The following is a 12,550-nucleotide window of genomic DNA, read 5'->3' on the forward strand; positions in this document are numbered from 1 at the left end:
CAGGAGTACGCTTTTTTATATCACGAGCCGCAGGGCGAAACGCTACCCGAAAATGTGAAAATAGTCACGTAATAGTTGCTGCTTTTACGTTATAGTGAGTGGTTAGTGGAGGGGTTATATGGCTAACGTAATTTCGAATGTGGCGCTCGTTCCGAGCATTTATGTGATGAAAATAGAGGGAAAGTTTAAAGGGAACATGGGGCAGTTTTACATGCTGCGCAGCGGGACAGGTTACCCACTGCTGCCCAGACCCATCAGCATTTATGATATCGGGGAAGAGAGTATTTCCTTTTTGTACCGGGTTGTTGGAGAGGGGACAAATTTGTTTTCCCAATTACAGCCTGGTCAGGAGATTCATTTAGAAGGACCTTTCGGAAACGGTTTTCCGCAGGTAGAGGGTAGTTTGGCTTTGATCGGCGGTGGCATGGGTACAGCTCCGTTGCTGTTGGCTGCAAAGTATTACCCGCATGCGCACGTTTATTTGGGGTTTGCACAGCAAGCCTTCGGGGTTGAAGCGTTCGAAGCTGTGGCGGCATCTGTGCAGGTCAAGGTAGGGGGAAGCATCGTCGAACAGGTTGATCCGACGCTTTATGCAAATATGTTCTCCTGCGGGCCAACTCCGATGTTGCAAGCACTCGCCATGAAAACGGTGGATACGTCATCCCGTTTATATATTTCAACTGAAAGACACATGGCCTGTGGTATTGGCGCATGTTTGGGCTGTACGATGCGTACCCGTGGAGGCAATCGAAGGGTATGTAAAGAAGGGCCTGTATTCCCGGTGGAGGAGGTGGAGTTTGATGATCTCCATGGTGTGTAATATTGCGGGTGTACCATTCAAGAACCCGATCATCATGGCTTCCGGTACGTTTGGATTCGGACGTGAGTATGCGGAATTTTATTCTCCTGAATTATTGGGTGGTATCGTCGGCAAGGGACTGACCCTGCATCCGAAGGCTGGTAATACGGGATCACGAATACATGAGACAGCATCGGGCATGCTCAATAGTGTGGGGCTGGAGAATCCGGGTGTTGCCGCCTTTTTGAAGGATGAGCTGGATGACATGACACGCTGGAACACGGCTGTTATTGCCAACGTGGGCGGCTCCAATCTGGAGGAATACGTTCAGGCCGTAGCGATGATTACGGAAAACGCACAAAAGCGTCGCACGATGAACCGCAGAGGCGTTGATATGCTGGAATTGAACATTTCATGTCCCAATGTGAAGCAGGGTGGAATGCAATTTGGTATCCAGACGGAGGTAGCGCGGGAGGTTGTGCGTCAGGTGCGCAATGTGACGGCGCTTCCGTTGGTCGTCAAGCTGTCTCCAAACGCAGAGAACATCACACAGATGGCGGTTATGTGCGAGGAAGAAGGCGCAGACGGAGTTTCGCTGATCAATACATTTTCTGCAATGAAAATAGATATACGCCGGCGTCGCAGTGTCTTCGCCAACACGTATGCTGGTCTTTCCGGCCCGGCAATTAAACCGATTGCCTTGCGCATGGTTCACCAGGTGGCACAGGCGGTGTCGATTCCGGTGATCGGGATGGGCGGGATTAGCTCGGTGGAGGATATTATTGAATTCACCATGGCAGGGGCCGCTGCCATTCAGGTGGGAACGTACAATTTTGTTCATTTACATGCAGGGGCTGAGCTGGTACATGGCCTTGAACAATGGATGCAGCGGGAAAAGGTGCAGTCATTGGATGAGATACGGGGAATTTTGTGAATTTGGAACCTTTTTGCATACACTAATTCATATAGAACCGGCTTGTCTTTAAAAGACAAGTCGGCTTTATTTTATTTTACTGAAATAGCCAAGCATCAACTAGTGGTTAATATCGCACTTGTTCAAGATGAACGAAATTTGATTTTCCAGCCGATGAATGGCTTCCTCGGACGCCTGGTCGTTTGCACCTTGTTCCTGAAGCGCAGCGAGTTCCTGCTTGAGCTGATGAAGGTCTTGTCCTGCATTAGCGCAGTTGTAATTGCTTTCGAGATTGTCAATCATCCGATATCCTCCATTTCATTAGGTATACGTCCTTATTATGGAGAATTGATCTTTCCTTATTCAGCATATCGTTTTATTTCAGATAAAGGATACGTTTGGTTGTCGGTGGAGCGCGCAGAGCTTGCAGAATAAGAAGGAAATTGTCAAACGATGTCGAATATCAAGGGAATATAGGGTCAGAGATAGGCTCTTCTTCCTAATGGAGAGCTTAACAAAGAAGCTAGGTGATGGGGTTGCGGTTAAAAAGTAAGTCGAAACCGAGACGACAATTCAAAGTTTCGCTACAATTCATGATTATTATTTTGGTTGTTTTAGTTATCATTATTTCTTTAATTATATCCGTGCTTCTCATTCGTAATTTCGTGATTAACAAGCATTTTGATAATACGAAGGAAAAACTTTCGGGTATTGCCAAGATGGTTGCTAGTGACAACGATGTTATTCGTAATGTTGAGCAGGGAGTTCCTGTGAAGCAGATCCAAGACTACTCGCTTGGAGTCATGCACAACGTTAATGTGGATTTCGTTGTCATTTTGAATCACGATTTAATTCGGCTATCTCATCCGGATGCAACGATGGTTGGCAAACCGTTCTCTGATTTGAATGATGCCAGAAGAGCACTATCCGGTCAGGGACATTTTTCTGAGAATATAGGTATTTTGGGCAAAGGTTACCGATATTTTACGCCGATATTTAATCAACAGCATGAGGTCATTGGCATTGTATGTGTAGGGCTGACCATGAGAACCCTAAATCATGATTTGATGCAGGCGCAGTATACCATTTTTGGGGGGCTGATGCTGGGGCTCTTTAGTGGAGTTCTGGGCGCGATCATTCTGGCTCAGAAAATCAAAACGATTTTATTTGGGCTTGAGCCGCAAGAGATAGCGACACGATTGCGCGAAAAAGAAATTATTGAAAATGAGGTCGCTGAAGGAATTATAGCCATTTCGGCTGACAAGAAAATTATGCTCATGAACAAAGAAGCTCAGGCCAAGTATCAACTGGCAAACCAAGAGATGAAAGCCCCGATTGGCGAGCAGCTAGATACCAACTTTTATAACGTGCTCTTCAAGAGAGTGTTTGATGATAAAAAGAAAATCAAGGATCGCTCATTTTATGTGAATGGTATAGAAGTCATTGCGACAGTAACCCCTATATATATTGAAAATGAGTTTTTTGGGGCAGTTGCAACGCTGCGCGACCAATCCGAGATGATCCATCTCAGCAACCAGTTAAGTGGTACAAAATATTATATTAACTCCCTTCGCGGACAGACCCATGAATTTATGAACAAAATGCACGTAATATCCGGCCTGATTGAAATGAGGAAATATGCGGAGGTCAGTCAATATATTCAGCAGCTAAATCACCGGTATCAAGATGAGGTAGGCTTTTTGACTGAGAGAATTAAAGTTCCGGCATTAGCAGGTTTTATTATGGGTAAAATCAATGAAGCACGCGAACAGAATATTTCGGTTCTTCTTGCAGAAAGCTCGGATGTCTCTAATGTGGAGATGCAGGATATCGTTCATGATGTCATACACATCCTGGGTAATTTTTTTGACAACGCCATAGATTCCATCTTACAAAAAAAAGAACCCGGCAAAATTGAGCTGAAATTGAATTATGAGTGTGAGGGAAATGTATTCATTTTGAAAGTGAAAGATAATGGTATGGGGATTGATTTTGAGATGCAAAAAAGGATATTCGAGCATGGCTTTTCAACCAAAGGAGAAGACAGAGGCTACGGCTTGAATCTGGTTAAAACCATGGTGGAAAATCATCAAGGAATCATTGAGCTTGATAGCCAACCGGGTCTGGGAACAAGTATTTATGTAGAGTTGCCCTGTACATTGGAGGTGACAAATGAATGAAAGTTCTAATTGTTGAGGATGATCCGATGGTTGCTGAGCTCAATCAACAGTTTATCGAGCGCATGGACAATTTGGACGTTGTATGTAAGGCAGATACCGTCAAGAAAGCACAGGACTGTCTTCAAAAGTGGAAACCGGATCTGGTATTACTGGACGTTTATTTACCTGGAAAAAGCGGATTAACTTTATTATCACATATGCAGGAGCATCAATATCATGCTTCGGTTATTTTAATTACGGCTGCAAAAGATATTCAGACGGTGAAGGAAGCTGTTTTTTATGGTGTTGCAGACTATTTAATTAAACCCTTTACATTCGAACGCTTTAGACTGGCTGTTGAGAAAATCCAGCGCCTAGCCACGGTGATGGAGGAAGGGAACGGAATTAATCAAGCTGTTATTGACCATTATTTTAATAAAGAAGAGCATGCGGGTGTGGAAAAGAAAAAACCTGTTGAACATCCATCGCATAATCTACCGAAAAACCTATCTAAAAATTTGTCCAAACTAACCATGACCACGATACTGAAGAATATTCAAGAGCTGGACGGACCATTCTCGGTTGAAACGTTAGCCAGAGAAGTGGACTTGTCCCGTATCACGGTAAAAAAATATATTCAGTTCCTGGTGGACGATGGCTTTCTGGTTGAATCGATAGAATACCACAAGGTTGGCAGGCCGCTAATGCTCTATCAGTTGAATCCTGATATAAAAGAACCGCCATTTCCGATGTAATCTGGAAATAGCGGTTCTTTTTTGTTCAACAAGAGTACCGAGCTTCCTAATTATTTCATAGAGAGAACAGGAAGTGGGACTAGGTTATCCGAAGAATGAGTTGTAACGATATCATGGAAGTTGTCGTAGCTAGTTTCAATCATGTTGGATAACGCCGTAACGGTATTCGAGCCAGCATGAGGTGTTACCAAAACTCTTGGATACAGCTCCACAAGCTTCTGGATCGTTGGGTCTGGGAGCATTTGCCATGGTTCAAATGCTCTAAAGAATAATTCATCTTCTTTAGGGAAGACATCCGTAGCGAAGCCTTCCAGATGGTTACTGAGCAAAGCGTCCAAAATGGCTTGGTTATCTTGTAATTCTCCACGTGAGGTATTGATGAGAATAGATCCCTTTTTCATTTTTGCCAAAAAGCTGGCGTTAATCATTTTGTCGTTCTGTCCCGGCAGATAAGGAACGTGCACACTAACGACATCACTCTCTGCCAGTAATTCATCCAAGGTCGTGAATGGAATGACTTCCTTGGCCGCATCTGATTGGTACACATCATAACCAATAACAGAGGCTCCCAATCCTTTAAACAATTTGGCCTCCGTCAGACCAATGCGACCAACCCCGATAATCCCAACTTTACAGTTATGGATCTCTTTGCTGAATGTATGCTCATCCACAATAAAATTTTTGAACGAGCTTTTGGTAGTCATATAAGCGGTGTGTCGGAACAGCATCATTGCTAAAGTTAGGGAGAGCTCGGCGATGGCATTCGGAGAGTAGGATGGCACGCGTGCCACCTTCATTCCGAATTCGCTGCAGGCATCCAAATCAATGTGGTTGATTCCGACTGTTCTGGTGAAAACATATTGAATGCCGTATTCATTGAATTTTGTGATATTTTCCCGATTGGCAGCACAGTTTCCTCTTAGCAAAACGGCATCGTGATGCTGTGCCAATTCTGCATTGCTGGTTGTTAACAACTCTTCTACTAGCGTTAGTTGGAAGTTATATTTATTGAGATCCTGGAAATAGGGTTTCTCATAAGAACGGACACCATAGCAAATGATTTTTAACATGTTGTTTTCCCCCTGATTTAGAAAATTCCAATTTTATCAATGACATTGAGCGTAATGATCCACACTGGAATCATGACGACAGAAGTGATAGTAGATAGAAGCGATGCATTAGAAGTTAATATGGCTTCCTTATCAAAACTGATGGCATAGGCTGCGGCTACGGTAGCTGTAGGAGTAGCCATCATGATGACAATAGTAGCTAAAGCGACAGAATCGACTGACAGAATATGGGATACAGTCAACAAAGCCAGCAAGACGATGTTAACAATAGGAACAAGCCAAACCTTAACTATGCTGTAATACCAAGAGGTCTTATCAGTAGCTGCCGACTTGAAGCTGATCTCCCCCAATGTCGAGCCAATCGATAACCAGGCTAATGGAGAAGCTAGTCCAGCTAGGTAGGTCATGGGCTTGAACAGCCAGACAGCGGTTTGATCAATTCTTAGAAAGGCGAACTGCTGAATGGCCCCATCCTCTGTAGCTACACTCATTTGTGGCAAATAACCTTGAAACAACCAAACAAACAAGCCTAGAAACGTGGCGATAACGATGGGATTCAAAAACATGGTTTTGAGATTTTTAAGCTCCATTTTCAAGCCGCTCATTTTGATATAGCCATAGGAGTATAAGAAAATGCGGTACCCTATGTTAAAAATGGAACTGTACATCACTCCGGTAGGACCGTAAATGGCTCCGACAATTGGAATTCCGAAGAAAGTAGTAGAACCGAAAATGGTTAACACCCGCAAAACATCCTGTTTATCCTTGTTGTAGCTCAGGAAGAACGGTTTAGAAATAAAGATGAGAATAATATAAATTAGAATTCCCCATATTAAAACATTCATTCCTTGTTTTAACATTGTAGGATTAATATCCTGCATGAAAGAATTAAAGGCTAGTGCTGGTAGAGCCACGGTTAGAACAACCTTGGATAACATCTTTCCTACTGCTGCGTTAAAAATCCCCTTCTTCCGGCAAAAGAAACCAAGAAGAATAATAAAAACGGTGGAAGCGATAGAACTGAGAATTTTGTTATCTGTTAAGGTCGCTGTAATCATTTCTAGTAAAGACATAGATAAAACCCTCTCTTGTACCTTTTTTCACATAAATGACGATGCAGAATGTGACGATGCAATTCCCTGATCTTTTGGCCAAAGTGTTGGTTTGCACTTTTATAGTAAAATGACTTTGTGAAAAAAAGAACAATATCTAATTAATTTAACTTATGAAACTAATTTAAAAAATTTATACGTTACATCAGATGGCAAATGAAACGAGAGGGGACGTCTTCACGGAATGATTATTTCTTGGCTTTGTGAGTGCTCATCAACTTCCGTGCTATAATGTAAATCATTAAACCCTACTTGATTAGTGGGTTAAATAGAAAAGACGAGCAGGAGGGGCCACATGAATCCGATACAACATATACTGGACGAATTTCAACTGATCGTGCTGGACGGCGCCATGGCGACTGAACTGGAGCGTCATGGACATGATCTGAACGATAGCTTATGGTCAGCTAAAATCCTCCATGAGCATCCGGAGTCGATCAAGCGTGTACATAGAGATTATTTTGAGGCTGGGGCAGACTGTGCGATTACTGCGAGCTATCAGGCTACCGTTGAAGGCTATGTTAAACGGGGCCTAAGTGAAAATGAGGCGCTGGAACTGATTCAATCATCGGTGCGGATTGCTGTGCAGGCACGCGATGAGTTTTGGGCTGACGTGACGGCTACTACTAGTCAGCGGCATCGTCCCAAGCCTCTAGTCGCGGCCTCTGTTGGCCCTTACGGGGCGTTTTTGGCAGATGGGTCAGAGTATCGCGGCGATTACAAGCTGAGCGAGGAACAGCTAGTGGAGTTCCACAGGCCGCGTATGAAAGCTCTGATTGAGGCGGGTGCAGATATTTTAGCTTGTGAAACGATACCCTGTCTGGTTGAAGCCAAGGCCATCGCCCGATTGCTGAAGGAATTCCCAGGCACGTATGCCTGGATCAGCTTTAGCGCAAAGGATGGGCAGCATATCAGCAATGGTGAGTCTGCCGCTGCATGTGCTGAGTGGCTGAATGGACATGAGCAAGTGGCCGCTGTAGGGATCAATTGCACTTTGCCGAATTTCGTTCCATCGCTTATTCACGAAATACGCAGTCACACGGATAAGCCTGTGGTGGTATATCCCAATCTGGGGGAGGAATATGACCCGGTCAGCAAGACATGGCACGGCAGCACTTGTACAGAGACATTTGGACAAAGTGCCCGCCAATGGTATGAAGCGGGAGCTCGTCTGATTGGCGGCTGTTGCCGGACTCAGCCGCTGGATATTGAGGAAATAGCATCATGGACGAGAGATGTATAAACGAGGATAAGCGTAGCGTAGGGATAAAGGTTATTTATAAGAGGTAACTCGATGGCCCGAAAAAGAACAAGCAGGCTGAACCAAGTTGTGCTCCAGCAATGGAGCAGCTTGGTTCAGCCTGCTTTGTTGACTACCTGCGCCGATCCGGTCAGCTTTCTGCCAAACGTTCCAGCAGCGCGTCCCCATTGCGGCTCACCCGAATATGGGCAAAATGTGCGTTCTGTTCTACAGTACGTCCGGTTCCCTCAGGGATGAAATAATTCTCAATACCGTACAGAATACGAGAACCATACCATTGTCCATTTAGAACGACCTCATGACTGGTAAGTTTTTCACCATCTTGATATAGGCGATCCGCGACGTATACTCCTTGGCTATCTGGTGTGAGAACGACTTTGACTTTGCCTCGGCTCCATTCCTCCTCCTGAAGAGGGGTCTTGGAAGGCGGGGTAGATATGTCGTAATTCAGTGCCACATAATCGCCTTGCAGCAGGGAGCGCGGGTCTATAGGAGCCAGTTTGAGCTTAATGGAAGCCCCTGTGGCGAGCAGGGTTTCACTTCTCGCCGTCTGATAGCCGATGATCCCCAGCTGTAGCACGATGACAATAGCGATGAGTAACGGGCTTAAGCGCATGAAGCTAAAGCTGCGGTGGTCGGCATCAAATGCTGCTTTGCCGCTATGGGCCATTCGCCGATCCGCCCACCAGGTCAAGCCGAGTGCAATGACCCCCAGAAGCGCCAACGTAAAAGACTTATACAGTAGCGTCCACAATAAATCATAGTATTTGAAGCCGATAAAAATAAACCAGAATACAACGCTCATGAGGGTCTCCGATTTTTGTTTCAGACGGGCAAAGGCAAAGATCATCCCGGTAACGATAACAAAATAAAAAATGTTAATGAACATATAAGAGTGTGGAATGACATCCTCGAAAAACGTCGCCCAAAACAGGAACAACAAGCTGAAAAATAATGAGCTATTCCGCAGATGTTCTTTTAACTCCGTCTTGAATATAAAGTAACTTACCCCATATAACACGGCATTGACGATGAAAAGAGAGAAGATGATGAACTTATAGGTCCAGTTCCAACCATCCCACTCCTGATACTGCTGAAATAAAATGGTCGCCAGATTCAGGTTTACAAAGGTGTAGGCAAAAAACAACTGCCTTTTCCCCTTGGAGCGGAACCATCCAGCGATGGAAACGATCAGAAATAATACCGAAAGCAGCGACTGATCTGACCATAGAATGGCCGCCAAGCCTGTAATATAGCTGATGGTCAGCAGTGTATAACGTATTACCGAATCCAGCTTCGATTCCGGTATGACAATCATCAAAATCATAAGCAGCAACGACACAACCAACAGTACATATTCGGTGTGGTTTACATTCGTGCTAATCATAATCAATCCGATGAGAGATATACTACCGATCAGCACTCCAACCACTTTGATTACACGGGATACGGTTTTGCTGATCCATTCACTGCCATGTTCCTCGGGAACGGTCGTCTCAGTCTTTGATGTACTAATGTCCGTTATCCCTGCTTCCGGCGGTGTTTTTCCCAAACGATTCAAATAACGGAAAAACCACACGTTACCCGTCAGCAGCAGCGCCACAAAAATCAAACCAAACACAAAAAACAGAGATGAGGAGTACGCCTCTGCCAGCTCTATAAATTTAAAGACAGCAAACGCTGAGAGCGCCAATGCATTCAAGGTCAGTAGCGTTTTATTCAGTCGCACCTTGATAAATATATAAAATCCTAAAGCAATCACAGCGATATACGGTATATTCATGACCAGCCCATACCCATCAAATGCAAAAGAGTTGGTCATCGCTAACATGGCTATATGAAAAACAGTAAAGCTCATATATTGTAGTGGAGCAGAGCGTATACGATGAAGGAACGCCAATAGAAACAACACCAGATTGACCAGTGCGAACACTCCGGCAATCGACAATGATCGAAGTTCGCTATAAGGCACACTTTGCATCGTAGGGTAAAAATAAAGCCACAAACCAAGTTGAATCAGTACATAAGACAGCATATAAAAGGGATTGTAGCGAGTAATCCAGCTAAGTAGCAGAGCCGGCACCGACCAAATGAAAAACAATCCGTAGCTGTCCGCATGGGAATTGTAAATTTGACCGAGCAATGCCACGGAAACGCCAAAGGCTATACAGCCAGCCACCAAAAACATATTAGACAGAAAAGCTTGTTGGCCGGGAACAGCACGTATCCGTGCAAATACAAAAGACAAGCCATAGAACAGAACAATAAGCGCAGCAGCAAGTACAATCTTGGATGTCCGATCCAGTCCGCCCCAATTGGAGGCGAAAAAATAAATAATTGCGGCCAGTATCAGTGAGATGCCCAGCAGATAGCCCGTACGTATCGCATTGAATCGCAGCATGGATTTCACGTACCTTTCCTGTTGGTTTGAAGCCTATTATAGCGTTGAAAGGGCTCAGAACCAAGTGGAAATTAGGATCAGGTCATAAAAAGAGAGCCACCGTATACGGCGGCTCTCTTTAACGTTACTGGATTCCGACTAAGCGTTGACGGTACGAATCTCTTGCCGGGACTGATGTCGGAAGCGATACTCACGCGGTGGAATCCCTGCTGTTTTCTTAAATGCCTTGGAAAAGGTGGACATATCGGTATAGCCGATGGACTGGGCTATGATCGACAAATTGTAAGTTGTCTGCTCCAGTAATCTTTTGGCTTCGTTAATCTTGAGGTTTTGCAAATACTTGGCGGGAGAGATGAGGAAGGTGGAATGGAACTTACGTGAAAAATGCGCACGATCCACACCTACATGCTCGGCAATTTGCTCAATCGTAACACGGTCACAATAATGCATTTCAATGTAATCTTTCCCCTGCTGGAGCCAATAATCAGAGCATACAAAGTTGCGCAGTACGTCAGATGTGTTGCGGGATAACTCCTCGAAGATCTGATGCAGTGTAATCAAGCGGGCCAGATCGCTACCCTGTCTGTTGTCGTTTACGATGGAAAACAGGTTGGAGATAAGCTCAAGGATTTCCTCGCTCACTGCGTTAGCCATAAATGGCGTAGAGGGATTAATTCCGATCCGCTCCAGTAGCGCGAGGGATTTAGGTCCCTCAAAGGCAATCCATACCTTTTGCAACGGGTGCTCCTGATCGGTGTAATATTCATGGGCAAGATGCGGAAAAAAACAGAATAAATCAGACTTTTGGACACGGTAATTCTGCTGCTTATAAATAAACTCAGCCTGACCTTCAAGTACAAAAATCAAATAAAAATAAGGAACAGCCTTGGGACCGACATGGCAGCTTGTTTTCGAAATATCCATACCCAGTCTGACTGGCCAAATGGCGCTGGATTTTTCCAGTTCGGTAGCTGTGAAATAATGGTCTTCCACGATGTCGAAGTGATCTTCATTTTTTGCTCTTTTCATAACTTGTCACCTCTCCTTTGGTGGAGATAAGGGAATTTTGATTTTATTGTATATAAAGGGAAGCGTAATTACAAGTTAATTCATTGGAATTAAGGGTTATATAATTAAAACTAGGTATGCCAAAGGCTCCATGGTCGATTTGAGACGAGCCATGGAGCCTTTTAAGTTGTGAGTTATGAGGTTGGCCTATGTTTATACGTTCAGTATTCCTTCTTTTGGAGTAACGTTAAAGGCTTTCGCCAGATCGGCCAATTCCTGATCCGTAATTCGTTGCTGAATATCATGGTGAGCAATGAGCATATAAATTTGCGCCGCTTTTTCAATCGTTTCAATCAGGCCAAACGCTTCATCAATGGAGCTGCCCGTTCCGAAAATGCCATGATGAGGCCATAATACAGCATGATGATCCTTCATTTTTTTAGCCGTTTCGCGGCCGATTTCGCTGGAACCTGGTACCATCCAAGGGATTACGCCGATACCGTCTGGAAAGACGACAATACATTCGGTACACATTTCCCACAGCGTTTTGGTGAATTGGTTTTCGTCCAGACTATGAATGAAGGTCATGGCAATAACATGGGTGGCATGATTATGAATCACAACACGATGGTTAGGATCGACCTTCAAGCGCTCAATGTGGCCCATAAAATGGGAAGGTAACTCACTGGTAGGCACCGCGCCATGTTTGAGGCCCCACAAGACTTCCAATTGCTCGCCATCCTGCGAGACACGAAGAACTCCTAAATTGGCTTCCGGATCGGCAATTACGTTTTTGAAATATTTTCCTGATCCGGTGACGATAAAATATTTACCAGCCAGTTCATTCACCGGAAAAGCAGGTTTAATCGTCCGAATGACCTGATGAATATCTATATATTTTGCAACCTCAGCTTCATCCAGAATATAGCTTACATTACCTCCATTGCGTTCATCCCAGCCGAATTTCCACATGTTTTGTGTAATTTCCGCCATCTCGCGAACAAATGGGATATCCAGTCCCGATTTGCGTTCTTTTTGATTCTCCAGCACAGTAGTCATGGATAATCTCTCC

General features: G+C 44.4%; 11 protein-coding genes. 5 read left to right on the forward strand and 6 right to left on the reverse strand.

Annotated features, from left to right (window positions below):
* Window positions 1–118 precede the first annotated feature (118 nt).
* Both MKX59_RS01275 and MKX59_RS01280 read left to right on the forward strand, forming a co-directional pair.
* Window positions 119–820 carry a dihydroorotate dehydrogenase electron transfer subunit gene (locus MKX59_RS01275; RefSeq protein ID WP_340857383.1) on the forward strand — a complete coding sequence of 234 codons (702 nt, stop codon included), beginning with the start codon at window positions 119–121 and terminating at the stop codon, window positions 818–820.
* Complete coding sequence (locus MKX59_RS01280) at window positions 801–1,733, forward strand: dihydroorotate dehydrogenase (RefSeq protein WP_023991001.1); 933 nt, start codon at window positions 801–803, stop codon at window positions 1,731–1,733. The genes MKX59_RS01275 and MKX59_RS01280 overlap by 20 nt, the downstream gene beginning before the upstream one ends.
* A 99-nt stretch (window positions 1,734–1,832) precedes the next feature.
* On the opposite strand, the gene MKX59_RS01285 is transcribed toward MKX59_RS01280, so the two are convergent.
* Window positions 1,833–2,015 (reverse strand): hypothetical protein, encoded by a 183-nt coding sequence (locus MKX59_RS01285; RefSeq protein ID WP_013312637.1) that lies wholly within the window; start codon window positions 2,013–2,015, stop codon window positions 1,833–1,835.
* Between the two features lie 227 nt (window positions 2,016–2,242).
* On the opposite strand from MKX59_RS01285, the gene MKX59_RS01290 reads away from it, so the two are divergent.
* Together MKX59_RS01290 and MKX59_RS01295 are read left to right on the forward strand one after the other, a co-directional pair.
* Window positions 2,243–3,892: an ATP-binding protein gene (locus tag MKX59_RS01290; protein ID WP_143757848.1), complete on the forward strand. Its 1,650-nt coding sequence runs from the start codon at window positions 2,243–2,245 to the stop codon at window positions 3,890–3,892.
* Window positions 3,889–4,626 (forward strand): response regulator, encoded by a 738-nt coding sequence (locus MKX59_RS01295; RefSeq protein ID WP_076156674.1) that lies wholly within the window; start codon window positions 3,889–3,891, stop codon window positions 4,624–4,626. Before MKX59_RS01290 ends, MKX59_RS01295 begins: the two co-directional genes overlap by 4 nt.
* Before the next feature lie 50 nt (window positions 4,627–4,676).
* Here the strand turns inward: MKX59_RS01295 and MKX59_RS01300 are convergent, their stop codons facing one another.
* Both MKX59_RS01300 and MKX59_RS01305 read right to left on the reverse strand, forming a co-directional pair.
* Window positions 4,677–5,696 (reverse strand): 2-hydroxyacid dehydrogenase, encoded by a 1,020-nt coding sequence (locus MKX59_RS01300; RefSeq protein WP_028540889.1) that lies wholly within the window; start codon window positions 5,694–5,696, stop codon window positions 4,677–4,679.
* A gap of 17 nt (window positions 5,697–5,713) precedes the next feature.
* Window positions 5,714–6,769: an AEC family transporter gene (locus MKX59_RS01305; RefSeq protein WP_023990996.1), complete on the reverse strand. Its 1,056-nt coding sequence runs from the start codon at window positions 6,767–6,769 to the stop codon at window positions 5,714–5,716.
* A gap of 334 nt (window positions 6,770–7,103) precedes the next feature.
* On the opposite strand from MKX59_RS01305, the gene mmuM reads away from it, so the two are divergent.
* A complete protein-coding gene (gene mmuM / locus MKX59_RS01310) occupies window positions 7,104–8,051 on the forward strand; it encodes a homocysteine S-methyltransferase (RefSeq protein WP_076264580.1) in 948 nt (315 codons plus the stop codon).
* 148 nt (window positions 8,052–8,199) lie between these two features.
* Here the strand turns inward: mmuM and MKX59_RS01315 are convergent, their stop codons facing one another.
* From MKX59_RS01315 to rhaD, 3 genes are all read right to left on the reverse strand, one after another.
* Entirely contained in the window at window positions 8,200–10,470 is a 2,271-nt protein-coding gene (locus tag MKX59_RS01315; protein ID WP_179085441.1) for a GDYXXLXY domain-containing protein, read from the reverse strand.
* 138 nt (window positions 10,471–10,608) lie between these two features.
* Entirely contained in the window at window positions 10,609–11,499 is an 891-nt protein-coding gene (locus MKX59_RS01320; protein ID WP_076264579.1) for an AraC family transcriptional regulator, read from the reverse strand.
* Between the two features lie 192 nt (window positions 11,500–11,691).
* Window positions 11,692–12,537: a rhamnulose-1-phosphate aldolase gene (gene rhaD, locus MKX59_RS01325; RefSeq protein WP_023990992.1), complete on the reverse strand. Its 846-nt coding sequence runs from the start codon at window positions 12,535–12,537 to the stop codon at window positions 11,692–11,694.
* Window positions 12,538–12,550: the final 13 nt, after the last annotated feature.

It is taken from the genome of Paenibacillus sp. FSL R7-0340, assembly GCF_038002205.1.
GTDB classification, from domain to species: domain Bacteria; phylum Bacillota; class Bacilli; order Paenibacillales; family Paenibacillaceae; genus Paenibacillus; species Paenibacillus polymyxa_B.

Coding starts and splice junctions, on each gene's coding strand:
- MKX59_RS01280 (WP_023991001.1), top strand. CDS start 801: ATGATCTCCATGGTGTGTAATATTGCGGGTGTACCATTCAAGAACCCG.
- MKX59_RS01320 (WP_076264579.1), bottom strand. CDS start 11,499: ATGAAAAGAGCAAAAAATGAAGATCACTTCGACATCGTGGAAGACCAT.
- MKX59_RS01295 (WP_076156674.1), top strand. CDS start 3,889: ATGAAAGTTCTAATTGTTGAGGATGATCCGATGGTTGCTGAGCTCAAT.
- MKX59_RS01305 (WP_023990996.1), bottom strand. CDS start 6,769: ATGTCTTTACTAGAAATGATTACAGCGACCTTAACAGATAACAAAATT.
- MKX59_RS01300 (WP_028540889.1), bottom strand. CDS start 5,696: ATGTTAAAAATCATTTGCTATGGTGTCCGTTCTTATGAGAAACCCTAT.
- MKX59_RS01290 (WP_143757848.1), top strand. CDS start 2,243: ATGGGGTTGCGGTTAAAAAGTAAGTCGAAACCGAGACGACAATTCAAA.
- MKX59_RS01315 (WP_179085441.1), bottom strand. CDS start 10,470: ATGCTGCGATTCAATGCGATACGTACGGGCTATCTGCTGGGCATCTCA.
- MKX59_RS01275 (WP_340857383.1), top strand. CDS start 119: ATGGCTAACGTAATTTCGAATGTGGCGCTCGTTCCGAGCATTTATGTG.
- rhaD (WP_023990992.1), bottom strand. CDS start 12,537: ATGACTACTGTGCTGGAGAATCAAAAAGAACGCAAATCGGGACTGGAT.
- mmuM (WP_076264580.1), top strand. CDS start 7,104: ATGAATCCGATACAACATATACTGGACGAATTTCAACTGATCGTGCTG.
- MKX59_RS01285 (WP_013312637.1), bottom strand. CDS start 2,015: ATGATTGACAATCTCGAAAGCAATTACAACTGCGCTAATGCAGGACAA.